The sequence below is a fragment of the Variovorax sp. PAMC 28711 genome (assembly GCF_001577265.1).
Classification (GTDB): Bacteria; Pseudomonadota; Gammaproteobacteria; order Burkholderiales; family Burkholderiaceae_C; genus Variovorax.
This window is the reverse complement of record NZ_CP014517.1, coordinates 1,084,359-1,107,950: the sequence shown is the minus strand read 5'-3', so window position 1 is coordinate 1,107,950 and position 23,592 is coordinate 1,084,359. Positions and strand designations below refer to the sequence as shown.

The window sequence follows — 23,592 nt, the reverse complement described above, 5'->3', positions numbered from 1 at the left end:
TCGCAAATATTTCCAATCGTTACAAACGACAGGACAGTACCTTGACCGCCTTGGGATCGCTTTTTCGCCGTCAACCCGCGCCATTGCTCGGTTTGGACGTCAGTTCTTCCAGCGTCAAGCTGGTCGAACTTGGCCGCGATGCCTCTGGCAAGCTGGTGCTGGAGCGTTGCGCGATTGAACCGCTGGAGCGTGGCTGGATCACCGATGGCAACGTCGAGAAGTTCGATGAGGTGGCTGAAGCAGTCCGTCGTGTCGTCCGAAAAAGCGGCACGCGCACCAAAAATGTCGCGCTCGCGCTTCCGCCTTCTGCGGTGATCACGAAGAAGATCGTGCTTCCCGGCGGCATGAGCGAGCAGGAACTCGAAATTCAGGTCGAGTCCGAGGCCAACCAATACATTCCGTTCTCGCTGGACGAAGTGAGTCTCGACTTCTGCGTGATGGGCCAGAGCGCCAACTCCACCGGCGACGTCGAGGTGCTGATTGCCGCTTCGCGCAAGGAAAAAGTCCAGGACCGCCAGGGGCTGGCCGAAGCGGCCGGTCTGAAAGCGGTGATTCTGGACGTGGAGTCGTATGCGTCCCGGCTCGCAACCGCGCGTTTGATCGAGCAACTGCCCAACCAGGGCCGCGATGCCGTCGTCGCACTTTTCGAAGTCGGCGCGTTCACCACCAGCATGCAGGTGTTGCGCAACCAGGAAGTGCTGTACGACCGCGACCAGGCTTTTGGCGGCGCGCAACTCACGCAACTGATCGTGCGCCAGTACGGCTTCTCGGCGGAAGAGGCCGAAACGAAAAAGCGCAGCGGCGATCTCCCCGACGACTACGGTTCCGGCGTCCTGAAGCCCTTTGTGGCCAGCATTGCCCAGGAAATAGCCCGGGCGCTCCAGTTTTTCTTCACCAGCACGCCGCACAACCGTGTCGACTACGTGCTGCTGGCGGGCGGGTCGGCCGCGCTGCCGGGCCTCACCAGCGCAGTCACGCGTCAAACGTCTTTCGCGTGCTCGCTCGTGAACCCGTTCGACGGCATGGAAATCGGCGCCGGCATTCGCGAAAAGAAAGTGCGCCGTGAAGCGCCTTCCTATCTGACGTCGTGTGGACTGGCGATGCGGAGGTTCCTGCAGTGATCCTCATCAATCTATTGCCGCACCGCGAGGCTTCGCGAAAACGCCGCAAGGAGAGCTTTTATGCCACGCTCGGCGCTGCCGCCCTGCTGGGTGGCTTGATCGCCGGTGGCGCCTATGTCTGGTATCAGGCGCAGATTGCAGGCCAGCAGTCCAAGAACACCTATCTCCAGTCAGAAATCCAGAAGCTGGAAGTGGAGATCAAGGAAATCTCGACGCTGCAGGGCGAAATCACGGCATTGCGTGCGCGCCAGCAAGCGGTGGAAGATTTGCAGGGCGACCGCAATCTGCCGGTCCACCTCATGAACGAACTCGTTCGGCAACTGCCGGACGGCGTCTACCTCACCAGCATGAAGCAGGACAACCAGGTCGTCACGCTCCAGGGAATGGCGCAGTCGAACGAACGTGTCTCCGAACTATTGCGCAACCTCGGCAACAACAGCCCGTGGCTGGTCAAGCCCGAACTGGTCGAGATCACCGCGGCCAATGTGAACCTCACGCCGCGTGATCAGCGCCGCGTGGCGAGCTTCACGATGCGAATCGGCGTCAAGCGGCCGACGGACGCGGAAAAGGCTGTCGGCGCCGCCGCAACGGCCTCCGCCGCGGTGAAGGGTTAAGGGGTCAGCATGGCAATACGACGCCCATCCAGCAATATCGATGTCGCAGCTTCCCTGCGTCGTTTCGGCAGTCAGTTCCAGGGCCTCAACCCGAACGACCCTTCCGTATGGCCGGCGGCACCGCGCTATGCGTTGTGCCTGGCAGTCACGCTCCTGGTGCTGGTCGCCTTGTGGTTCGTCTGGCTGACCGGGTCCAACGACGAGCTCGAATCCGAGCGCGCCAAGGAAGTGGCGCTCCGAGTCGACTACACCAAGAAGGTGGGCCAAGCGGCCAATCTCGATCTCTTGAAGAAGCAGCGTGAGCAGGTTCAGCAATACGTGACGCTGCTCGAGAAGCAGTTGCCCAGCAAGGCCGAAATGGACGCCTTGTTGTCGGACATCAATCAGGCTGGACTCGGCCGCAGCCTTCAGTTCGAACTGTTCCGCCCGGGTCAGATCTCGGTGAAGGACTACTACGCCGAGTTGCCGATCGCGCTGCGGGTCACCGGCAAGTACCACGACATGGGCGCCTTCGCTGCCGACGTCGCCAACCTGTCGCGCATCGTCACGCTGAACAACATCGCCATCGTGCCGCAGAAGGATGGCGCCTTGACCATGGACGCGACGGCACGCACCTTCCGCTACCTGGACTCGGAAGAGCAGGCCGCACAAAAAGCTGCGGCGAATCCGAAGGTCAAGCAATGAGAGCACTCCTTTGGACCGGCTTCTGCCTGATGGCATTGGCCCTCGCCGGATGCGGCTCGTCGGACCGCGACGATCTGCAAAAATGGATGGCCGACCAGCGCGCACAGGTCAAGCCCACGGTGCCGCCGATCTCGGAACCCAAAAAATTCACGCCACAGGCCTACACCGAAGTTGCGGCCTTTGAACCCTTCAACAGCCAGAAGTTGACCCAGGCGCTGCGCCGTGATTCGGCGCAGCCCAGCACTTCCGGATTGATCGCGCCCGAGTTGTCGCGCCGGAAGGAATCGCTCGAGGCGTTTCCGCTGGATTCGATGGCGATGGTCGGCAGCCTGAACCGCAACAACCAGCCGGTGGCGTTGATCAGCGTGGACAAATTGTTGTATCAGGTGCGTGTGGGCAATCATCTGGGCCTGAATTACGGCCTGATCACCAAAATCAGTGAAACCGAACTCGCCTTGCGTGAAATCGTGCAGGACGCCGCCGGTGAGTGGATCGAACGCGTGGCGACGTTGCAGTTGCAAGAAGGGCCGAAAAAATGAACCGACAAAACCCGATCACCGCACTGTGGCTGCGCGCCGCGGGCGTGACCCTTCTCGCGCTGACCTCGGCCGTTTGGGTCCATGCGCAGAATTCCATTCAAGCCGTCACGAGCTCGACCCAGTCGGGGGCTGAAGTCCTGAAGATCGATCTGGCACAGCCGCTCACGGTCGTACCGACCGGCTTCGTCATTCAGACGCCGGCGCGCATCGCATTGGACTTCCCGGGCGTGATCAACGCGATCGGCCGCACGGCGATCGACGTCAATCAGGGCAACCTGCGTTCGGTGAACGTCGTCCAGGCGGGTGAGCGAACACGTCTGGTGCTGAACCTGAAGGAAGCCACGGCGTACAAGACCGAAATTCAGGGCAAGTCGTTGCTGGTGTCGCTGGAGCCGGTTGCAGGCACTGCACTCGCCGCCTCCACCGCCACGGCGTTTGCCGAGAACCGCAACCGCGACATGGTGCCTTTGCGTGATGTTGACTTCCGCCTGGGTTCGGACAACACCGGCCGCGTGATCGTCGATCTCGCCAACAACCAGACCGGTGTGGACATTCGTCAGCAGGGCAAGAACCTGGTGGTCGAGTTCACCAAGTCGACGTTGCCAGAAGGCCTGCGCCGCCGTCTCGACGTGGCCGATTTTGGAACGCCGGTGCAGCTCATCACCACGCAGCAATCGGGCGACCGCGTGCGCATGGTCATCGAGCCGAAGGGCGAGTGGGAACACAGCGCCTACCAGAGCGAAAACCAGTTCGTGGTGGAAGTTCGCCCCCGCAAGATCGACCCGACCAAACTGACGCAAGGCGCTGGCTACAACGGCGAGAAGCTCTCGCTGAACTTCCAGAACATCGACGTCCGCTCGCTGCTCCAGGTGATTGCCGACTTCACGAACTTCAACATCGTGACCTCGGATTCGGTCACCGGATCGCTGACGCTGCGCCTCAAGGACGTGCCGTGGGACCAGGCGCTCGAAATCATCATGCAGGCCAAGAACCTCGGCATGCGCAAGAACGGCAGCGTGCTGTGGATCGCGCCCAAGGATGAAATCAACGCCAAGGAAAAGCTCGACTTCGAAGCGCAGGCAGCGATCCAGAACCTGGAGCCGCTGCGCACGCAATCCTTCCAGCTGAACTACACCAAGGCGCTGGTGATTGCCCAGGGTCTGACCGGCAGCGGTGCTTCGTCGGGTGGCGGTGGTGGTTCGGGCAGCACGACGCGCATCCTGAGTGCGCGGGGCAGTGTCATCGCCGAAGCGCGCACCAACCAACTGTTCGTGTCGGACATTCCGTCACGCCTCTCGCAGGTCGCCGAACTGATTCAGAAGCTCGATATCCCGGTGCGACAGGTGCTCATCGAAGCGCGCATCGTGGAAGCCTCGGACACGTTCGGCAAGTCGCTCGGCGTGAAGCTCGGCGGCGGCGCGGTGAACAACCGCAACTCGCTCGGCACGTTCCCCTCGGTCACCGGTGGCGGCACGGTCACGACGAACACCAACGGCGTGATCAGCTCGACCAGCACCAGCCCGACGGTCACGTTCCCGCAGTTCACCCAGGGCAACTTCATCAACCTGCCGTCGACCGGCGTGTCCGGCAACGGCAACGCCGCAGGCACCTTCGCGATTTCGCTGTTCAACAGCAGCTTTTCGCGCATGTTGAATCTTGAAATTTCCGCGCTCGAGGCCGACGGCAAGGGCAAGGTCGTGTCGAGCCCGCGTGTGGTGACGGCCGACCAGACCAAGGCGCTGATCGAGCAGGGCACCGAGCTGCCCTACCAGGTCGCGACGTCGAGCGGCGCCACATCGATCGCGTTTCGCAAGGCGAACCTGAAGCTTGAAGTGACGCCGCAGATCACGCCCGAAGGCAACATCATCCTGACGCTGGACGTCAACAAGGACACGGTCGGCCAGGCGACGACGGCAGGTTTCGCGATCAATACCAAGCACGTGCAGACCGAAGTGCTGGTCGAGAACGGCGGCACGGTGGTCATCGGTGGTATCTTCGAACTCACCGAATCCAACGATGAGTCGCGCATTCCGGTCCTGGGTGAAGTGCCTGTCCTCGGTGCACTGTTCCGGACGCGCAACCGCGTTGCCAACAAGACCGAAATGCTCGTCTTTATCACTCCGAAGATGATTACCGACCGCAACGCCGCGCGCTGACGCGCGGGCGTCGCAGCGATACGCGTGGCGGTCGCATTTGTCGGGTTGCCCGGCGCCGGAAAATCCGCGGTGGGCCGGCGGCTGGCGCAGCGCCTGCAGCTTCCTTTCGTCGACAGTGACCATGTCATCGAGCAGCGCATCGGCTGCTCGATCCGCGAGTATTTCGACCGCGAAGGCGAGACGAACTTCCGCGATGTCGAACAGTCGGTGATCGCTGATCTCGCCGCCAACGCGCGCGGCGTGGTGGCAACCGGCGGCGGTGCGGTGTTGCGCCAGCCGAATCGCGTCCAATTGCGCGACCGCTTTCACGTGATCTATTTGCGCTCTTCGCCGGAAGATCTCTTTCGGCGCTTGCGCCACGATGTGAAGCGCCCCTTGCTCCAGGTGGCCGATCCGCTCGGTCGACTGCGCGAACTTCATTCGGTGCGCGATCCGCTCTACAGCGAGACGGCGCACGACGTCGTCGAAACCGGCCGGCCCTCCGTCTCCATGCTCGTCAACATCATCCTGATGCAGCTCGAACTCGCCGGCGTGACCCTGTCGGATCCGCAAGCCGAGCCGCCGCCCTGACGGCCTGCGGATCGACGGGTCGGGGCCGGCCGAGGTCCGCGCCTCTACACTCTCCCCATGCCATTGACCGCCTTTCGTGACCGGGTCGATATCGACCTCGGCGACCGCAGCTATCCGATTTTGATCGGCACCGATCTGCTCGGTGATTTCGACGCCTTTGCGGCGACCCCGGCCGCGGCCACCGCGCTCATCGTCACCAACACGACGGTAGCGCCGCTGTACCTGGCAGCCTTGCGCAACACGTTGACCGCGCGGTTTCGCGCGGTGCATGTGCTCGAGCTGCCCGACGGCGAGGTCTACAAGGATTGGGCGACGCTGAACCTGATATTCGATGCACTGTTGCGCCATGGGGCGGACCGCAAGACCGTTCTCTTCGCCCTGGGCGGCGGCGTGGTGGGCGACATGACCGGCTTCGCCGCCGCGAGCTACATGCGTGGCGTGCCTTTCGTCCAGGTGCCGACCACCTTGCTGGCCCAGGTCGACTCGTCGGTCGGCGGCAAGACGGCCATCAACCACCCGCTGGGCAAGAACATGATCGGCGCGTTCTACCAGCCTCAGCTGGTGCTGTGCGATCTTGCGACGTTGCAAACGCTTCCGCCGCGCGAGCTCAGCGCCGGGCTGGCGGAAGTGATCAAGTACGGCCCGATCTCCGACATGGCGTTCTTCGACTGGATCGAGGCGAATGTTGACGCACTGGTCGCGCTCGATCCGGCGGCGCTGGCGCATGCGGTCAAGCGCAGCTGCGAGATCAAGGCGGGAGTGGTCGGCCAGGACGAGCGCGAAAACGGCCTGCGCGCGATCCTGAATTTCGGCCACACCTTCGGCCATGCGATCGAGTCGGGCCTGGGCTACGGCGAGTGGCTGCACGGCGAGGCGGTCGGCTGCGGCATGGTCATGGCAGCGCATCTGTCACAGCGCCTCGGCGGCGTCGACGCCGCTTTCGTCGAGCGGCTCACTCGCCTGATCGAGCGCGCCGGGCTGCCCATCGTCGGGCCCGCGCTCGGCGACGCGCGCTATCTGGAATTGATGCGCATCGACAAGAAATCAGAGGCCGGCGAGATCCGCTTCGTTGTCATCGACAAGCCCGGTTCGGCCGTCGTTCGCAGCGCACCCGATGCAATGGTGCGCGAGGTTCTCGTGCAGTGCTGCACCGCCTGAACTCCTGTATGTCGTGGACGCCATGAGCCGCCTCGCGCCCTACGCCTGTGACCCGGCGCAGTCTCGCGGACGCCGCCACACCGAGCCGCCCGCTCCGACCCGCGACGCCTTCCAGCGCGACCGCGACCGCATCGTGCACTCCACCGCGTTCCGCCGGCTGGTCTACAAGACGCAGGTGTTCCTGAACCACGAGGGCGATCTGTTTCGCACGCGGCTCACGCACTCGCTCGAGGTGGCTCAGCTCGGCCGGTCGATCGCGCGCGCCCTGCAGCTGAACGAAGATCTGGTCGAGGCGATTGCGCTGGCCCACGACCTGGGTCACACGCCGTTCGGCCATGCCGGGCAGGACGCGCTTGATGTCTGCATGCATGCGCACGGCGGCTTCGAGCACAACCTGCAAAGCCTGCGCATGGTCGACGCGCTGGAGCTGCGCTACCCCCAATTCGACGGGCTCAACCTCAGCTTCGAGACCCGCGAAGGCATCCTGAAGCACTGCTCGCGCGTCAATGTCGAGCGCATCGAAGCCGGCGAACCCGCCGGCGTGGCGCGGCGCTTTCTGGACCGCACGCAGCCGTCGCTCGAGGCGCAGCTGTGCAATCTCGCGGACGAGATCGCCTACAACGCCCACGACATCGATGATGGCGTGCGCTCCGGCCTCATCAGCATGGAGAGCCTGGCCGAGGTCGAGCTGTTCGCCCACTATCGGCAGCAGGCCCTCGACGAATACCCGGCACTCGCCGGCCGCCGGGTGCTCTACGAAACCATCCGCCGCATGCTCAGCGCGCAGGTGTACGACGTGATCGACGCCACGCGCGCGGCCCTGGCGGCGGCGGCGCCGGTCGATGCCGACGCGGTGCGGCGAGCAGCGCCGATCGTGGCGTTCAGCGAGCCGATGCGCGTGCAGTCGGCGGCGCTCAAACGCTTTCTTTTCGCCAACCTCTACCGCCACCCGCAGGTGATGGCGACGACCGAACAGGCGAGCGACGTGGTCCGTGAACTGTTCGATGCCTACCTCGACCGGCCCGACGACATGCGCCCTTCGTTCGCGGAGCGCGCCGATCGGCATCGGGCCGTGGCCGACTACATCGCCGGCATGACCGACCGCTTCGCCATGCGCGAGCACGAGCGCCTCACCGGACGGCGGTGGGTCGTGTGAGCTCAGCGACGGCGGGCGCCGTGGCCAAAGTGCCGGCCGCCGCGCTGGCGGTGTTGTTCGCGGGCGTGAGTGCCGCGCTGCATCTCGGCAAGTTGCCGCCGGCCGTGCCCGCGTTGCAGGCCTCGCTGGGCGTCGGGTGGGTCGAGGCCGGCTTTTTGCTGTCGCTGGTGCAGGGCGCCGGCATGACGCTCGGCGTGTTTGCGGGCCTCGCTGCAGATTCGATCGGGTTGCGGCGCAGCATGCTGATTGGCCTGGTCATCGTGACGCTGTCGAGCGCAGCGGGCGGTCTCGTGCAGCCGGGACCGGCGGCCGTCGCCTGGCTCCTTGCACTGCGCGCGCTCGAAGGCGTGGGCTTCCTGCTCGCCGTGATGCCCGGCCCCGGCCTCATCCGCGCGCTGGTCCCGCCTGGCGCCGACAAGGGGGCGCTGGGTTTGTGGGGCGCCTACATGCCGCTGGGCGTGGCGCTGGCGCTGCTGCTTGGCCCGGCCATCATCGCCCGGGCCGGATGGTCGGGTTGGTGGTGGTCGTTGTCGCTGGTGTCGGCCGCAGCGGCGGTCTGGGTGGTCGTGCAGGTGCCCGACGACCGGGCGCGTGCTGCCGCGACGCAAGCGGTCAGCGTGGCCGGTTGGCGCGCGCGGCTGCTCGACACCGTGCGGGCCAGCGGGCCACGGCGTGTGGCATTGGCATTCGCGGTCTATTCCTCGCAGTGGATGGCCGTCATCGGATTTCTCCCGGCGATCTATGCCGAGGCCGGCGTGCCACCCGGCTGGAATGCCGTGCTGACGGCGCTCGCTGCGGCCATGAACATCGTCGGCAACCTCGCGGGCGGGCGGCTGCTGCAGCGCGGCGTCGCGCCATCGCGGCTGTTGCGACGGGGCTTCGCGCTGATGGCGCTGGGCAGCATCGCCGCCTTTGCGCAGTGGGGGCAGGGCGCCGACGCAATCGCGTTGCCACCCGCTTGGCGCTACGCCGCGGTTTGCCTCTTTTCATTGGGCGGTGGTGTCGTACCCGCCACGCTCTTCATGCTGGCGGTGCGCCTCGCGCCGGGCCCGTCGACCGTGTCGACCACGGTCGGCTTCATGCAGCAGGCGTCGGCGCTGGGCCAGTTCATCGCGCCGCCGGTGGTGGCGTGGGTGGCGCACCGCGTCGGCGGATGGCAATGGACATGGGTCGTCACGCTCGCGTGCTCGGTCGCCGGCATCGTGCTGGCCGGACGACTGGTGCAAGCCGACCCTCCCGGGCGCGCAGGATGAGCGGCGCTGCCACAATCAGTGCGGCACAGGCTGAAGCAGACATGCGGCACTGGCTGGAGCGCGCGGTGATCGGCCTCAACCTCTGCCCGTTCGCCAAGGCCGTGCACGTGAAGCAGCAGGTCCACTACGCGACGTATCTCGATGGCGGCGATGCGGGCTTGATGGACGCGCTGCTCGCCGAAGCTCGGGCGCTTGCAGACAGCGCGCCGTCCTTGCGGGACACCACCCTTTTGATCGCACCGAACACCTTGACCGACTTTCTCGATTTCAACGACTTCACGCTTCGCGCCGAACGCCGGCTGACGCGTGCCGGTTTCGAGGGCGTGTTCCAGCTCGCGAGTTTCCATCCTCTATTCCAGTTCGCAGGCAGCGAACCCGACGACCTCGCGAATGCCACGAACCGCGCGCCGTACCCCACGCTGCACCTGCTGCGCGAAGACAGCGTAAGCCGGGCCGTCGAGGCCTTCCCCGACGCCGGGGACATCTTCGAGCGCAACATCGAGACGCTCGAATCGCTGGGTGCGGCCGGCTGGGCTGCGCTCGACGTCGGCCCGGGAGGCGCACACCGATGAACGCTGTCGCCAAGCCCTCGAAAGCCGCCAAGGCGGAGGCCGACGTGCTGGCCGAATTGCGACCCGGGCAGTCGCAGGAGCTGCTCAAGGAGCTTCACATCCTCACGCGCGAAGGGCGACTCAACCAGGATTCGCGACGCAAGCTCAAACAGGTCTATCACCTGTTCCAGTTCATCGAGAAGCTGCTGCGCGAACTGCCCGACGGCGGCGCGCACGCCACCCTGGCCGATCACGGTGCGGGCAAGTCGTACCTTGGCTTCATCATCTACGACCTGTTTTTCAAGGCGTTGCAGGACGGCCACGTCTACGGCATCGAGACGCGCGCGGAGCTGGTCGAAAAGTCGCGCGTGCTGGCAAGGCATCTGGGCTTCGACCGGATGTCGTTTCTCAACCTCACGGTGGCGGCGTCGGCGCACGCGGCCGAACTGCCGCCGCGCATCGACGTCGTGACTGCGCTGCACGCCTGCGACACCGCGACCGACGACGCCATCGCGTTCGGCCTCGCGAAGCAGGCCGGCTTCATGGTGCTGGTGCCGTGCTGCCAGGCCGAGGTGGCGGCCTGCCTGCGGGAGACCAAGGCGCTCGCGCTGTCGCGCACGCCGCTCGCCGAGCTGTGGCGCCATCCGCTCCACACCCGCGAAATCGGCAGCCAGCTCACCAACGTGCTGCGCTGCCTCTATCTCGAGGCGAACGGTTACCAGGTCACCGTGACCGAGTTGGTGGGCTGGGAGCACAGCATGAAGAACGAACTGATCATCGCGCGCCGCACCGGCCACGCGAAGACGAGCGCGGCCGAGCGGCTGAAGAGCCTGCTGGGCGAGTTCGGTCTTGCGTCGCTGCTCGAGACGCGCTTTCGCTTGTCCTGAACAGAATCATGGCGCGCCTGCCCCGACTCACGCTGGCGGACCATCCGCATCAGGTGATCCAGCGCGGGCACAACGGCCAGCCGATCTTCATCGACCGTGACGACCGAGAGCGTTTGCTCTTTCTGATGGCCGACAGTGCGACGCGCTTCGGCGTGGCGATCCACGCTTACGTGCTGCTCGACAACGCCTTCCACCTGCTCGCCACGCCATCGGGGCCGGATGGCATGTCGCAGTTCATGCAGGCGGTCGGCCGGGGCTATGTGCGCTACTTCAACGATCGCCACGGCCGGAGCGGCACGCTGTGGGACGGCCGGTATCGGTCGACGCTGATCCAGGCGGACCGATATTTGTTGCCCTGCATGGTGAGCATCGACCTGCGCCCGGTTCGTGCCGGTCTCGTGGAGGAAGCCGGCGCATTTGCGTGGTCCAGTCATGGCCACTACGCCGGCTCTCGGAACGACCGCCTCGTCACGCCCCACGCCTTGTACTGGGCGCTCGGCAACACCCCCTTCGCGCGCGAAGCCGGTTATGCCGATTTGGTGCACGCCGGCGTGTCCGCTGCCGACGAGGCCGCCCTGGACGAAGCCACGCTTCGGGGCTGGGCGGCAGGCGATGAGCAGTTCCTCGAATCGCTGCAGAAGGCCACCGAGCGGCGGGTGGTCAAATCCAGGGCGGGCCGGCCATCCTCTGCGAACTCGGCATTTCAGAAAGCGGCATAACGCCCGCAGCGGCGCCGCATAGCGCTATGAATTTTGATATGTCCCCAATTTAATGAGAACCGGAAGCTCGGGGATTTAATGTGAATCCGACCCCGAATAAATTATTTGGCATTGTTTGTGCATCGCAATATGCTCACCTTCCCCCGAGAAATTGCAGCGAAAAAATGAAGGAGTGCGCCCCCATGACGACGGATGCCGAAATCAAACACCTCGAAGATCACGGTCTGTATTCGTCCGCCCACGAGCACGACGCGTGTGGCCTGGGCTTTGTGGCCCACATCAAGGGTGAGAAGCGGCACGACATCGTGACCCAGGCGCTCAAGATTCTCGAGAACATCGACCATCGCGGCGCAGTGGGCGCTGACAAGCTGATGGGCGACGGCGCCGGCATCCTGATCCAGATTCCGGACGCGCTGTATCGCGAGGAGATGGCCAAGCAAGGCGTCGAGCTGCCGCCGTCCGGCGAATACGGCGTCGGCATGATCTTCCTGCCGAAGGAGCACGCCTCGCGCATGGCGTGCGAGCAGGAGATGGAACGCGCCGTCAAGGCCGAAGGACAGGTGCTGCTCGGCTGGCGCGACGTGCCGGTCAACCGCGACATGCCGATGTCGCCGGCGGTCAAGGTGACCGAACCGATCCTGCGCCAGGTCTTCATCGGTCGCGGCAACGACGTCATCGTGCAGGACGCGCTGGAACGCAAGCTCTATGTCATCCGCAAGACGGCCAGCGCCAACATCCAGAACCTGAACCTCAAGCACAGCAAGGAATACTACGTTCCGAGCATGTCGAGCCGCACCGTGGTCTACAAGGGTCTGCTGCTGGCCGACCAGGTGGGCGTGTACTACCTCGACCTGTCCGACGAACGCTGCATCTCGGCGATCGGCCTGGTGCACCAGCGCTTCTCGACCAACACCTTCCCCAAGTGGCCGCTGGCCCACCCGTACCGCTACGTTGCCCACAACGGCGAAATCAACACGGTGCGCGGCAACTACAACTGGATGAAGGCGCGCGAAGGCGTCATGTCGTCGCCGGTGCTGGGCCCAGACCTCAAAAAGCTGTACCCGATCAGCTTCGCGGGCCAGTCCGACACCGCCACCTTCGACAACTGCCTCGAACTCATGACGATGGCCGGCTACCCGATCAGCCAGGCCGTGATGATGATGATCCCCGAGCCGTGGGAGCAGCATACGACGATGGACGAGCGTCGCCGCGCGTTCTATGAATACCACGCCGCGATGATGGAGCCGTGGGACGGCCCTGCCTCGATCGTCTTCACCGACGGTCGCCAGATCGGCGCCACGCTCGACCGCAACGGCCTGCGGCCTTCGCGCTACTGCGTGACCGATGACGACCTGGTCATCATGGCGTCCGAGTCCGGCGTGCTGCCGGTGCCCGAGCACAAGATCGTGCGCAAGTGGCGCCTGCAGCCCGGCAAGATGTTCCTGATCGACCTCGAGCAGGGCCGGATGATCGACGACGACGAGCTCAAGGCCTATGTCGTCAACACCAAGCCGTACAAGCAGTGGATCGAGAACCTGCGCATCAAGCTCGACAGCGTCGAGGCCCCTGCGCCCGAGGTTCACGAGAGCAAGGTGTCGCTGCTCGACCGCCAGCAGGCTTTCGGTTACACGCAGGAAGACATCAAGTTCCTGATGAGCCCGATGGCGCAGGCCGGCGAAGAGGGCATCGGCTCGATGGGCAACGACAGCCCGCTGGCCGTGCTCTCGAGCAAGAACAAGCCGCTCTACAACTACTTCCGCCAGATGTTCGCGCAGGTGACCAACCCGCCGATCGACCCGATCCGCGAAGCGATCGTGATGTCGCTGAACAGCTTTATCGGCCCCAAGCCCAACCTGCTGGACATCAACCAGGTCAATCCGCCGATGCGGCTCGAGGTGAGCCAGCCGATCCTCGACTTCGCCGACATGGCGAAGCTGCGCAACATCGAGCAGCACACGCAGGGCAAGTTCCGCAGCTCGACGCTCGACATCACCTACCCGGCCGACTGGGGCCGCGAGGGCGTCGAAGCGAAGCTGGCGTCGCTGTGCGCCGAAGCGGTGGACGCAATCAAGGGCGGCAGCAACATCCTCATCGTGAGCGACCGCCTGGTCAGCCCGACGCAGGTGGCGATTCCGGCCTTGCTGGCCTCCAGCGCGATTCACCAGCACCTCGTGCGTGAGGGGCTGCGCACCACGGCCGGCCTGGTGGTGGAAACCGGCAGCGCCCGCGAGGTGCATCACTTCGGCGTGCTCGCAGGCTATGGCGCGGAAGCGGTGCATCCGTATCTCGCCATGGAAACGCTGGCCGCCATGCACGCCGACCTGCCGGGCGCACTGTCGGCCGAGAAGGCGATCTACAACTACGTGAAGGCGATCGGCAAGGGCCTGTCGAAGATCATGTCCAAGATGGGCGTGAGCACCTACATGAGCTACTGCGGCGCGCAGTTGTTCGAGGCCATCGGCCTCAACAACGATGCGATCGGCAAGTACTTCACCGGCACCGCGAGCCGCGTCGAAGGCATCGGCGTGTTCGAGATCGCCGAAGAAGCGCTGCGCATGCACGCCGCGGCCTTCGGCGACGACCCGATCCTCGCCAACATGCTCGACGCCGGCGGCGAATACGCCTGGCGCACGCGCGGCGAAGACCACATGTGGACGCCCGACGCGATCGCCAAGCTACAGCACAGCACGCGCGCCAACAACTGGAGCACGTACAAGGAATACGCGCAGATCATCAATGACCAGAGCCGTCGCCACATGACGCTGCGTGGGCTGTTCGAGTTCAAGATCGATCCGTCGAAAGCCATCCCGGTCGAAGAAGTCGAGCCCGCCGTCGAGATCGTCAAGCGCTTCGCCACAGGCGCGATGTCGCTTGGCTCGATTTCCACCGAAGCGCATTCGACGCTGGCCGTGGCCATGAACCGCATCGGCGGCAAGAGCAACACGGGTGAGGGCGGTGAAGACCCGGCCCGCTACCGCAACGAACTCAAGGGCATCCCGGTCAAGCTCGGCGACACCCTCAAGAGCGTGATCGGCGACGCCAACGTCGAGGTCGACCTGGCGCTGAAGGCAGGCGATTCGCTGCGCTCGAAGATCAAGCAGGTCGCCTCGGGCCGATTCGGTGTCACCGCCGAATACCTGAGCTCGGCCGACCAGATCCAGATCAAGATGGCGCAGGGCGCCAAGCCCGGAGAGGGCGGCCAGCTGCCCGGCGGCAAGGTCACCGAGTACATCGGCAAGCAGCGCTACTCGGTGCCGGGCGTCGGCCTGATCAGCCCGCCGCCGCACCACGACATCTATTCGATCGAAGACCTGGCACAGCTGATCCACGACCTGAAGAACGTCGCGCCGCACGCCAGCATCAGCACCAAGCTGGTCAGCGAAGTGGGTGTGGGCACGGTCGCGACCGGCGTCACCAAGTGCAAGAGCGACCACATCGTGATCGCCGGTCATGACGGCGGCACGGGGGCGTCGCCCTGGTCCTCGATCAAGCACGCGGGCGGCCCGTGGGAAATCGGCCTCGCCGAAACCCAGCAGACGCTGGTGCTCAACCGCCTGCGCGGCCGCGTGCGGGTGCAGGCCGACGGCCAGATGAAGACCGGCCGCGACGTCGCGATCGGCGCGCTGCTCGGGGCCGACGAGTTCGGCTTCGCGACCGCGCCGCTGATCGTCGAAGGCTGCATCATGATGCGCAAGTGCCACCTGAACACCTGCCCGGTGGGCGTGGCCACGCAGGACCCGGTGCTGCGCAAGAAGTTCTCGGGCAAACCCGAGCACGTGGTCAACTACTTCTTCTTCATTGCCGAAGAAGTGCGTCACATCATGGCGCAGCTGGGCATCCGCAACTTCAACGAGATGATCGGTCGTGCCGACCTGCTCGACATGAAGCGCGGCATCGAGCACTGGAAGGCGAGCGGCCTCGACTTCAACCGCCTGTTCGCGATGCCGAACGTGCCGGCCGACGTGCCGCGTTACCACGTCGAGAACCAGGACCACGGCCTCGAGCACAACCTGGACACCAAGCTCATCGAGAAGTCGCGCGCGGCCATCGACAAGGGCGAGAAGGTGCAGTTCATCGAGGTGGCGCGCAACGTGAACCGCACGGTCGGCGCGAAGCTGTCCGGGGCGCTGACACGCGTGCATCCCGAAGGGCTGCCCGACGATTCGATCCGCATCCAGCTCGAAGGCACGGGCGGGCAATCGTTCGGCGCGTTCCTGGCGCGCGGCATCACGCTGTACCTGATCGGCGACGCCAACGACTACACCGGCAAGGGCCTGTCGGGCGGCCGCATCGTGGTGCGACCCAGCCTCGAATTTCGCGGCGAAGCGGTGCGCAACACCATCGTCGGCAACACCGTCATGTACGGTGCGACGACCGGCGAGGCCTACTTCTGCGGCGTCGCCGGGGAGCGCTTCGCGGTGCGTTTGTCAGGCGCTACCGCAGTGGTCGAAGGCACCGGCGACCACGGCTGCGAATACATGACGGGTGGCACGGTGGCGGTGCTCGGCAAGACCGGGCGCAACTTCGCCGCCGGCATGAGCGGTGGCCTCGCTTTCGTCTACGACGAAGACGGCCAGTTCGCCTCGCGCTGCAACCTGTCGATGGTCACGCTCGAAAAGGTGCTGACCACTGCCGAACAGACCGCCACGATCAAGCGCGGTATCTGGCACAACGGCCTGACCGATGAAGCGCAGCTGCGCAAGCTGCTTGAAGAGCACCACCGCTGGACCGGCAGCAAGCGCGCGCGCGAACTGCTCGACGACTGGACGATGGCGCGCACCCGGTTCGTGAAGGTGTTCCCGAACGAATACAAGCGCGCATTGGGCGAGATCCACGACCGCAAGGTCGAGCTCGCGAGCAGCGGCAACAACGCGCACGCCGGCCTCGAGCCGCATGCAGCGAAGACGCCGGCCAAGGTCTGAGCGGCCGCAGCGAAACGAAGAACAGCGAAGAACAGAGGACAGCACGATGGGAAAAATCACCGGCTTCATGGAGCACGAGCGTATCGAAGAGGGCTACAAGCCCGTGGACGAGCGTCTCAAGCATTACAAGGAATTCGTGGTCGGCCTGACGCCGGAAGAGGCGAAGGTACAGGGCGCGCGCTGCATGGACTGCGGCACGCCGTTCTGCAACAGCGGCTGCCCGGTCAACAACATCATTCCTGATTTCAACGATCTGGTGTATCGCAATGACTGGCAGAACGCCTTCGCGGTGCTGGATTCGACCAACAACTTTCCCGAGTTCACCGGTCGCATCTGTCCCGCGCCCTGCGAAGCGGCGTGCGTGCTGAACGTGAACGACGACGCCATCGGCATCAAGTCGATCGAGCACGCGATCATCGACCGCGCCTGGGATGAAGGCTGGGTCACGCCGCGCGTGGCCCAGCACAAGACCGGCAAGAAGGTCGCCGTGGTCGGTGCCGGGCCTGCCGGCATGGCGGCGGCGCAACAGCTCGCGCGCGTGGGCCACGACGTCACGCTGTTCGAGAAGAACGATCGCATCGGCGGCTTGCTGCGTTACGGCATTCCCGACTTCAAGATGGAGAAGACGCACATCGACCGTCGCGTCGAGCAGATGCAGGCCGAAGGCGTGGTGTTCCGCACCAGCGTCGTCGTCGGTGCCGCCAAAGACCCGATGGGCAAGGGCTCGAAGGTCACGAACCTGGCCAAGGAAACCGTTACGCCCGAGCAGCTCGACAAGGAATTCGACGCGGTGCTGCTCACCGGCGGCTCGGAGCAATCGCGCGACCTGCCGGTGCCCGGCCGCGAACTGGACGGCATTCACTTCGCGATGGAAATGCTGCCGCAACAGAACCGCGTGAACGCGGGCGACAAGCTCAAGGGCCAACTGCGCGCCGACGGCAAGCATGTCATCGTGATCGGCGGCGGCGACACCGGCTCCGACTGCGTGGGCACCAGCAACCGCCACGGCGCGGTCAGCGTCACGCAGTTCGAGGTGATGCCGCAGCCGCCCGAGGAAGAAAACCGGCCGATGACCTGGCCTTACTGGCCCATCAAGCTGCGCACCAGCTCCAGCCATCAAGAAGGCTGCGAGCGCGAGTTCGCGATCTCGACCAAGGAGTTCATCGGCGACGGAAAGAAGGTCACCGGCCTGAAGACCGTTCGGGTCGAGTGGAAGGACGGCAAGATGGTCGAGGTCGCAGGCAGCGAGCAAATCCTGAAGGCCGACCTCGTCCTGCTGGCCATGGGCTTCGTGAACCCGGTGGCCACCGTGCTCGACGCTTTCGGCATCGAGAAAGATGCACGCGGCAATGCCAGGGCGAGCGTCGATTTCATTGGTGGCTACGCGACCAACGTGCCGAAGGTGTTTGCCGCAGGCGACATGCGGCGCGGCCAGTCGCTGGTGGTATGGGCCATCCGCGAAGGGCGGCAGGCCGCGCGCTCGGTGGACGAGTTCCTGATGGGCTTCAGCGATCTGCCGCGCTGATGACTGTCGCGAAGCCACAACGGTGCTCCCTTTATCATGAAGGGAACCGCACGCCGGGATGCCTGAGAAGGTGCCCCGGCTTTTTTTGTTTCCATGGACACCGCCCTTTCTTCTCCCTCTCTCGTTGAATTTCGCGATGTCGTGTTCGGCTACGGCGCGCGCGCGATCCTCGATGGCGTCTCTTTCGAGGTGCCCCGCGGAAAGGTGACGGCGTTGATGGGTGCTTCCGGCGGCGGCAAGACCACGGTGCTGCGCCTGATCGGCGGCCAGCAGCGCGCACAGCGCGGCGAAGTGCTGTTCGACGGCCAGAACGTCGGTGGCATGGCGTCCGACGTTTTGTATGCGGCGCGGCGCCGCATGGGCATGCTGTTCCAGTTTGGGGCGCTGTTCACCGACAGCAGCGTGTTGGAAAACGTCGCGTTTCCGCTGCGGGAACACACCCGGCTGCCTGAGGCGCTGGTGCGCGACATCGTGCTGATGAAGCTGGAGGCGGTCGGGCTGCGCAATGCGCGCGACCTGATGCCGAGCGAAATCTCCGGCGGGATGGCGCGTCGCGTGGCGCTGGCCAGGGCGATCGCGCTCGATCCCGAACTCGTCATGTATGACGAACCGTTCGCCGGGCTCGATCCGATTTCGCTCGGTACGGCCGCCCGGCTGATCCGCCAGTTGAACGACACGCTGGGCCTGACCAGCATCATCGTGTCGCACGACCTCGAAGAAACTTTCCGGATCGCCGATCACGTGATCATCCTGGCGAACGGCCGCATTGCGGCCCAGGGCAAACCGGAGGATGTGCGTCAAAGCAGCGATCCGCTGGTGCACCAGTTCGTCAACGCGCTGCCCGAAGGCCCGGTGCACTTTCACTATCCCGGCGTGAGCGTCGCGGACGATTTCGGCAACGCCAACGGAGGTCGCGCATGAGCTGGTGGCGACCCTCCGACGTGGGGTTGGCCGCGCGCAACAAGCTGGCCGATATCGGCAGCGCGGCGCGGCTGTTCGCGCGCCTCCTCGGCTCGGCCGGCTCGTCGCTGCGCCGGTTCTCGCTGGTTCGCGACCAGATCCATTTTCTCGGCAACTACTCGTTGCTCATCATTGCGGTCTCCGGCCTGTTCGTCGGCTTCGTGCTGGGGTTGCAGGGCTACTACACGCTGCAGCGCTACGGCGCGTCAGAGGCGCTCGGCCTGCTCGTCACCTTGAGCCTGGTGCGTGAACTCGGGCCGGTGGTCGCGGCCTTGCTTTTCGCGGGCCGCGCCGGCACGTCGCTGACGGCCGAGGTGGGCATCATGAAGCGCGACGAGGTGCTGAGCTACATGGAAATGACGGCGGTCGATCCCGTCAAGCGGATTCTGGCGCCGCGATTCTGGGCTGGCGTCATCACCATGCCACTGCTGGCCGCGGTGTTCAGCGCCGTGGGCGTGATGGGCGGTTACGTGGTGGGCGTGCTGATGCTCGGGCTGGACCCGGGCGCCTTCTGGGGCCAGATGCAGAACGGGGTCGACGTGTGGCGGGATGTCGGCAACGGCGTCATCAAGAGCATCGTCTTCGGCTTCACCGTGACGTTCGTGGCGTTGCTGCAGGGCTACGCGGCCCAACCGACGCCTGAAGGGGTCGCGCGTGCCACCACGCGAACCGTGGTCGTGGCCTCGTTGGCCGTGCTCGGGCTGGACTTTTTGCTGACAGCCATGATGTTCAGCATCTGACACGAAAGTAGACACACTTATGCAACGCTCCAACAACGATATTTGGGTCGGGCTGTTCGTATTGATCGGCGCGGCGGCACTGCTCTTTCTTGCGCTCCAGTCGGCCAACCTGTTGAACCTGAATTTCCAGAAAACCTATGCCGTGACGGCACGTTTCGACAACATCGGCGGACTCAAGCAACAAACTGCGGTTAAAAGCGCAGGCGTTGTGGTCGGGCGTGTTGAATCGGTCACGTTCGACGACAAGAATTTTCAGGCCAGCGTCACGCTTGAGTTACAGAGCCGTTACAGTTTCCCGAAGGACAGCTCGCTCAAGATCCTGACCAGCGGCCTGCTCGGTGAGCAATACATCGGTATCGAGGCTGGTGCAGACGAAAAAAATCTGCAGGCGGGCGACACGATCACGTCGACGCAATCTGCCGTCGTGCTCGAAAATCTGATCAGCCAATTCCTCTACAGCAAGGCGGACGGAAGTGCGTCGCCAGGGACTGCACCCAAAAAATGAACACGTTGAAGCCATTTCCTCTTGCTACTAAAAAGATAGCGCGATACGCCAGCGCGACAGGCGCAGCCGTCGCCTTTGCCTTGTTGGCCGGTTGTGCCACCGGTCCGAATGCCAACCCCGCAGATCCGTTCGAGCCGATGAATCGCAGCGTCATGCGCTTCAACGACGGCATCGACAACGCGGTGTTGCGCCCGACGGCGACCGCCTATCGCAATGTGGTGCCCTCCTTGGTGCGCACTGGCGTGAGCAATTTCTTCGGCAACATCAGCGATGTCTGGAGCCTTGCCAACAATGTGCTGCAGCTCAAGGTGCAAAACAGCGCGGAAACGTTCATGCGCCTGAACGTCAATACTTTCTTCGGGCTGGGCGGTTTGCTCGACGTGGCGGGTGACCTCGGCATCGAGCGGCATCGCGAGGATTTCGGCCAGACGCTGGGTCATTACCGTGTTCCGGCCGGCCCCTATCTGGTGCTGCCCCTTCTGGGCCCGTCGACCGTGCGCGACACTGCAGCCTTGCCGGTCGACAGCTATGGTGATGGCGTCGGTGCCATCCAGGACATTGCCTGGCGCAATTCTTTCTACGCCCTGCGCGTGGTCGACGGGCGTGCCAACCTGCTGCGCGTGAGCCAGATGCTCGAAGACGCCGCACTCGACAAATACTCGTTCACCCGGGATGCGTTCCTGCAACGGCGTCAGAGCGAGGTCTACGACGGCAATCCCCCCGGCGATGGCGGGCAATAGCCCGGCCGGGGAACTGTCTCGGCATGGCGCGCCTCCAACGGGTTGCAACCACTGAACCGTTTCATTTTCGGGGACTTATTTCAATGAATCAGACAATCCTGCACCGTCGTACTCTTGGTCATTTCCTGCTCGCCGGCGCCTTGCTGGTCGGCGGTGCGGTCGGCCTTTCGCGCGGTGCGCACGCGGCTGACGAGGCGCCCGATGCGCTGGTGAAGCGGCTGACGACCGATGTGCTCGAGACCATCAAGTCCGACAAGTCGATCAAGGCGGGCGAGACCCAGAAAATCATGGCGCTGGTCGACAGCAAGATCCTGCCGAACCTCGATTTCGCGCGCATGACGGCCTCGGCGGTCGGTCCGGCCTGGCGCCAGGCGACACCGGAGCAAAAGACCCGGCTCCAGGATGAATTCAAGACGCTGCTGGTGCGCACCTACGCCGGCGCGCTCGACCAGGTGAGCGATCAGACGGTCACGGTCAAACCGTTCCGCGGCTCTGTGGACGACAAGGAGGTGTTGATCCGCACCGAAATCACCGGTCGGGGTGATCCCGTGCAGCTGGATTACCGCCTGGTCAAGACGCCCGGCGCGGCGGGCGGCTGGAAGGTCTACAACTTGAATGTGCTGGGTGTGTGGCTGGTCGACACCTACCGGACCCAGTTCGCCGAGCAGATCAACAGCAAGGGCATCGACGGCCTGATCGCCACGCTGGCTGCGCGCAACAAGAGCAGCGTGAAGAGTTGAGCGACGCGCTCAGGTTGCCCACACCATGATGCTCGTCCTGCCTGCCCGTCTCACCCACGAAGAAGCCCCAGCCTGCATGCGCATGCTGCAACAGGGGCTGGCGGGGCAGACCGACGCCGGATCGGCCGCGGTGATCGATGCGAGCGCGCTGGCACAGTTCGACTCATCGGCCATCGCGGTGCTGCTCGAGGTCCGTCGCGAGGCCAGCGCCCTCGGTCGCGGGTTCGCGGTCAAGGGCCTTTCTGCGAGGCTGCGTGAGCTGGCTTCCCTGTACGGCGTCGCCGGCCTTTTGCCCGCCGCCCCCTAGGAAAACCGCTGGCCCGTAAAATCGCCGGCTTCCCATGCCAGCGATCTCCTTCCAGTCGGTCTCCAAGACCTATCCCCCTTCCCGACAACAGCGCGCCCAGGGCAAGCCCGGCTTGCGCGCGGTCGACGAGGTTTCCTTTCAGATTGAAGAGGGCGAGTTTTTCGGCCTGCTCGGTCCCAACGGCGCGGGCAAGACCACGCTGATCAGCATGCTGGCCGGGCTGTCGCGCCCGACGGCGGGTGCCATCAGCGTGCACGGCTTCGATGTGCAGCGTGACTTTGCCCAAGCCCGGCGCACGCTCGGCATCGTGCCGCAGGAGCTGGTGTTCGACCCGTTCTTCAACGTGCGCGAGTCGTTGCAGATCCAGTCAGGCTACTTCGGTATCAAGAACAACAACGCCTGGATCGACGAGCTGCTGCAAAGCCTCGGCCTGACCGACAAGGCGACTGCCAATATGCGCCAGCTTTCCGGCGGCATGAAGCGCCGTGTGCTGGTCGCGCAGGCGCTCGTGCACAAGCCTCCGGTCATCGTGCTGGACGAGCCGACCGCCGGCGTCGACGTTGAATTGCGGCAAACGCTGTGGCAGTTCGTCGCCCGGCTGAACAAAGAGGGCAGCACCGTGTTGCTGACGACCCATTACCTCGAAGAAGCCGAAGCCCTCTGCAATCGCATTGCCATGCTCAAGCAGGGCCGCGTGATCGCGCTCGACAGCACCAGCGCGTTGCTCAGCGCGTCGGCGAGCAACGTGCTGCGCTTCAAGACCGATGCCGATCTGCCCTGGGCGATCGCGCAGCACGCGCGCATCACCGGCCGCATCGTGCAACTGCCGGCGCGCAACGCGCACGAGGTCGAACAGCTGCTGGCATCGATCCGCGAAGCCGGCGTGGCGGTGGAAGACGTCGAAATGCGCAAGGCCGACCTGGAAGACGTGTTCATCGACCTGATGGCGGGCGAACAGACCCCGCTGGAGGTCGCCCGATGATCGCCGTCACGGGTTGGCAGGCGCTGCTCTACAAGGAAACCTTGCGCTTCTGGAAGGTCGGATTCCAGACCGTCGGCGCGCCCGTGTTGACCGCGCTGCTCTATCTGCTGGTGTTCGGCCACGCACTCGGCGACCACGTCAAGGTCTACGGAACGATCGGCTACACGCAGTTCCTGGTGCCCGGGCTGGTGATGATGAGCGTGCTGCAGAACGCGTTCGCCAACAGCTCGTCGTCGATCATCCAGAGCAAGATCATGGGCAACCTGGTCTTCGTGCTGCTCACGCCGCTGTCGCATTGGGGCTGGTTCTTTGCTTACGTGGGTTCGTCGGTCATCCGCGGGCTGGCTGTGGGCCTCGGCGTGTTTCTCGTGACGATTTTCTTCGCGATGCCGACCTTCGCAGCGCCGGGCTGGATCATCGTGTTCGCGTTTCTGGGCTCGGCGATGCTCGGCACGCTCGGCCTCATTGCCGGGCTCTGGGCCGAGAAGTTCGACCAGATGGCCGTGTTCCAGAATTTTCTGATCATGCCCATGACCTTCCTCTCGGGCGTGTTCTATTCGATCGGCTCGCTGCCGCCGATCTGGCAGAAGGTGAGCCACCTGAATCCGTTTTTCTACATGATCGACGGCTTCCGCTACGGCTTCTTCGGCGTGAGCGATGCGTCGCCGTGGCTCAGCCTGGGCATCGTCGGCACGGCCTGGCTGGTGGTCAGCGCGATCGCGGTGCACCTGCTGCGCATCGGCTACAAGATTCGTGGATGAAC

Annotated in this window: 22 protein-coding genes; all 22 read left to right on the top strand. The window is 64.6% G+C overall.

Features of this window, described 5'->3' with window-relative positions:
• Positions 1-41: 41 nt before the first annotated feature.
• The 22 genes from AX767_RS05635 to AX767_RS05530 all read left to right on the top strand — a co-directional run bounded on the left by AX767_RS05635 (position 42) and on the right by AX767_RS05530 (position 23,590).
• Positions 42-1,121: a pilus assembly protein PilM gene (locus AX767_RS05635; protein WP_068629407.1), complete on the top strand. Its 1,080-nt coding sequence runs from the start codon at positions 42-44 to the stop codon at positions 1,119-1,121.
• Positions 1,118-1,735, top strand: a complete 618-nt coding sequence (locus AX767_RS05630; protein WP_068629405.1) for a PilN domain-containing protein — start codon at positions 1,118-1,120, stop codon at positions 1,733-1,735. Before AX767_RS05635 ends, AX767_RS05630 begins: the two co-directional genes overlap by 4 nt.
• 9 nt (positions 1,736-1,744) lie before the next feature.
• A complete protein-coding gene (locus tag AX767_RS05625) occupies positions 1,745-2,419 on the top strand; it encodes a type 4a pilus biogenesis protein PilO (protein ID WP_068629403.1) in 675 nt (224 codons plus the stop codon).
• 29 nt (positions 2,420-2,448) lie between these two features.
• A complete protein-coding gene (locus AX767_RS05620) occupies positions 2,449-2,958 on the top strand; it encodes a pilus assembly protein PilP (RefSeq protein WP_237288562.1) in 510 nt (169 codons plus the stop codon).
• Positions 2,955-5,114 carry a type IV pilus secretin family protein gene (pilQ, locus tag AX767_RS05615; protein WP_068629399.1) on the top strand — a complete coding sequence of 720 codons (2,160 nt, stop codon included), beginning with the start codon at positions 2,955-2,957 and terminating at the stop codon, positions 5,112-5,114. The genes AX767_RS05620 and pilQ overlap by 4 nt, the downstream gene beginning before the upstream one ends.
• A gap of 24 nt (positions 5,115-5,138) precedes the next feature.
• Complete coding sequence (locus AX767_RS21855) at positions 5,139-5,684, top strand: shikimate kinase (RefSeq protein ID WP_068629396.1); 546 nt, start codon at positions 5,139-5,141, stop codon at positions 5,682-5,684.
• A gap of 57 nt (positions 5,685-5,741) precedes the next feature.
• Positions 5,742-6,842, top strand: a complete 1,101-nt coding sequence (gene aroB / locus AX767_RS21850) for a 3-dehydroquinate synthase (protein WP_068629394.1) — start codon at positions 5,742-5,744, stop codon at positions 6,840-6,842.
• 22 nt (positions 6,843-6,864) lie between these two features.
• Positions 6,865-7,998 (top strand): deoxyguanosinetriphosphate triphosphohydrolase, encoded by a 1,134-nt coding sequence (locus AX767_RS05600; protein WP_068629391.1) that lies wholly within the window; start codon positions 6,865-6,867, stop codon positions 7,996-7,998.
• Positions 7,999-8,018: 20 nt separating this feature from the next.
• Positions 8,019-9,251 (top strand): MFS transporter, encoded by a 1,233-nt coding sequence (locus AX767_RS05595; RefSeq protein WP_068633388.1) that lies wholly within the window; start codon positions 8,019-8,021, stop codon positions 9,249-9,251.
• Positions 9,248-9,823, top strand: a complete 576-nt coding sequence (locus AX767_RS05590; RefSeq protein WP_068629389.1) for a DUF1415 domain-containing protein — start codon at positions 9,248-9,250, stop codon at positions 9,821-9,823. The genes AX767_RS05595 and AX767_RS05590 overlap by 4 nt, the downstream gene beginning before the upstream one ends.
• Complete coding sequence (locus AX767_RS05585; protein ID WP_068629387.1) at positions 9,820-10,689, top strand: class I SAM-dependent methyltransferase; 870 nt, start codon at positions 9,820-9,822, stop codon at positions 10,687-10,689. Before AX767_RS05590 ends, AX767_RS05585 begins: the two co-directional genes overlap by 4 nt.
• 8 nt (positions 10,690-10,697) lie before the next feature.
• Positions 10,698-11,408: a transposase gene (locus tag AX767_RS05580; protein WP_068629385.1), complete on the top strand. Its 711-nt coding sequence runs from the start codon at positions 10,698-10,700 to the stop codon at positions 11,406-11,408.
• Between the two features lie 182 nt (positions 11,409-11,590).
• Entirely contained in the window at positions 11,591-16,330 is a 4,740-nt protein-coding gene (locus AX767_RS05575) for a glutamate synthase-related protein (protein ID WP_068629383.1), read from the top strand.
• A gap of 46 nt (positions 16,331-16,376) precedes the next feature.
• Positions 16,377-17,855 carry a glutamate synthase subunit beta gene (locus AX767_RS05570; RefSeq protein WP_068629381.1) on the top strand — a complete coding sequence of 493 codons (1,479 nt, stop codon included), beginning with the start codon at positions 16,377-16,379 and terminating at the stop codon, positions 17,853-17,855.
• A 93-nt stretch (positions 17,856-17,948) separates the two neighbouring features.
• Positions 17,949-18,776, top strand: a complete 828-nt coding sequence (locus tag AX767_RS05565) for an ABC transporter ATP-binding protein (protein ID WP_068629379.1) — start codon at positions 17,949-17,951, stop codon at positions 18,774-18,776.
• The gene (gene mlaE / locus AX767_RS05560; RefSeq protein ID WP_068629377.1) at positions 18,773-19,555 is read left to right on the top strand and encodes a lipid asymmetry maintenance ABC transporter permease subunit MlaE; all 783 of its coding nucleotides are present in this window, start codon (positions 18,773-18,775) and stop codon (positions 19,553-19,555) included. The genes AX767_RS05565 and mlaE overlap by 4 nt, the downstream gene beginning before the upstream one ends.
• 19 nt (positions 19,556-19,574) lie before the next feature.
• Positions 19,575-20,060: an outer membrane lipid asymmetry maintenance protein MlaD gene (gene mlaD, locus AX767_RS05555; protein WP_068629375.1), complete on the top strand. Its 486-nt coding sequence runs from the start codon at positions 19,575-19,577 to the stop codon at positions 20,058-20,060.
• Positions 20,057-20,800, top strand: coding sequence for an MlaA family lipoprotein (locus AX767_RS05550; protein ID WP_068629373.1), 744 nt, complete (start codon positions 20,057-20,059; stop codon positions 20,798-20,800). The genes mlaD and AX767_RS05550 overlap by 4 nt, the downstream gene beginning before the upstream one ends.
• A gap of 83 nt (positions 20,801-20,883) precedes the next feature.
• Positions 20,884-21,540 carry an MlaC/ttg2D family ABC transporter substrate-binding protein gene (locus AX767_RS05545; RefSeq protein ID WP_082754837.1) on the top strand — a complete coding sequence of 219 codons (657 nt, stop codon included), beginning with the start codon at positions 20,884-20,886 and terminating at the stop codon, positions 21,538-21,540.
• A 28-nt stretch (positions 21,541-21,568) separates the two neighbouring features.
• Positions 21,569-21,847: an STAS domain-containing protein gene (locus AX767_RS05540; RefSeq protein ID WP_068633385.1), complete on the top strand. Its 279-nt coding sequence runs from the start codon at positions 21,569-21,571 to the stop codon at positions 21,845-21,847.
• A gap of 34 nt (positions 21,848-21,881) precedes the next feature.
• The gene (locus AX767_RS05535; RefSeq protein ID WP_068629371.1) at positions 21,882-22,829 is read left to right on the top strand and encodes an ABC transporter ATP-binding protein; all 948 of its coding nucleotides are present in this window, start codon (positions 21,882-21,884) and stop codon (positions 22,827-22,829) included.
• Entirely contained in the window at positions 22,826-23,590 is a 765-nt protein-coding gene (locus tag AX767_RS05530; RefSeq protein ID WP_068629368.1) for an ABC transporter permease, read from the top strand. The genes AX767_RS05535 and AX767_RS05530 overlap by 4 nt, the downstream gene beginning before the upstream one ends.
• The last annotated feature ends 2 nt before the right edge of the window (positions 23,591-23,592 follow it).

Coding starts and splice junctions, on each gene's coding strand:
- AX767_RS05590 (WP_068629389.1), top strand. CDS start 9,248: ATGAGCGGCGCTGCCACAATCAGTGCGGCACAGGCTGAAGCAGACATG.
- mlaE (WP_068629377.1), top strand. CDS start 18,773: ATGAGCTGGTGGCGACCCTCCGACGTGGGGTTGGCCGCGCGCAACAAG.
- AX767_RS05580 (WP_068629385.1), top strand. CDS start 10,698: ATGGCGCGCCTGCCCCGACTCACGCTGGCGGACCATCCGCATCAGGTG.
- AX767_RS05570 (WP_068629381.1), top strand. CDS start 16,377: ATGGGAAAAATCACCGGCTTCATGGAGCACGAGCGTATCGAAGAGGGC.
- AX767_RS05530 (WP_068629368.1), top strand. CDS start 22,826: ATGATCGCCGTCACGGGTTGGCAGGCGCTGCTCTACAAGGAAACCTTG.
- AX767_RS05620 (WP_237288562.1), top strand. CDS start 2,449: ATGGCATTGGCCCTCGCCGGATGCGGCTCGTCGGACCGCGACGATCTG.
- AX767_RS05540 (WP_068633385.1), top strand. CDS start 21,569: ATGCTCGTCCTGCCTGCCCGTCTCACCCACGAAGAAGCCCCAGCCTGC.
- AX767_RS05575 (WP_068629383.1), top strand. CDS start 11,591: ATGACGACGGATGCCGAAATCAAACACCTCGAAGATCACGGTCTGTAT.
- AX767_RS05565 (WP_068629379.1), top strand. CDS start 17,949: ATGGACACCGCCCTTTCTTCTCCCTCTCTCGTTGAATTTCGCGATGTC.
- aroB (WP_068629394.1), top strand. CDS start 5,742: ATGCCATTGACCGCCTTTCGTGACCGGGTCGATATCGACCTCGGCGAC.
- pilQ (WP_068629399.1), top strand. CDS start 2,955: ATGAACCGACAAAACCCGATCACCGCACTGTGGCTGCGCGCCGCGGGC.
- AX767_RS05550 (WP_068629373.1), top strand. CDS start 20,057: ATGAACACGTTGAAGCCATTTCCTCTTGCTACTAAAAAGATAGCGCGA.
- AX767_RS05545 (WP_082754837.1), top strand. CDS start 20,884: ATGAATCAGACAATCCTGCACCGTCGTACTCTTGGTCATTTCCTGCTC.
- AX767_RS05600 (WP_068629391.1), top strand. CDS start 6,865: ATGAGCCGCCTCGCGCCCTACGCCTGTGACCCGGCGCAGTCTCGCGGA.
- AX767_RS05535 (WP_068629371.1), top strand. CDS start 21,882: ATGCCAGCGATCTCCTTCCAGTCGGTCTCCAAGACCTATCCCCCTTCC.
- AX767_RS05585 (WP_068629387.1), top strand. CDS start 9,820: ATGAACGCTGTCGCCAAGCCCTCGAAAGCCGCCAAGGCGGAGGCCGAC.
- mlaD (WP_068629375.1), top strand. CDS start 19,575: ATGCAACGCTCCAACAACGATATTTGGGTCGGGCTGTTCGTATTGATC.
- AX767_RS05625 (WP_068629403.1), top strand. CDS start 1,745: ATGGCAATACGACGCCCATCCAGCAATATCGATGTCGCAGCTTCCCTG.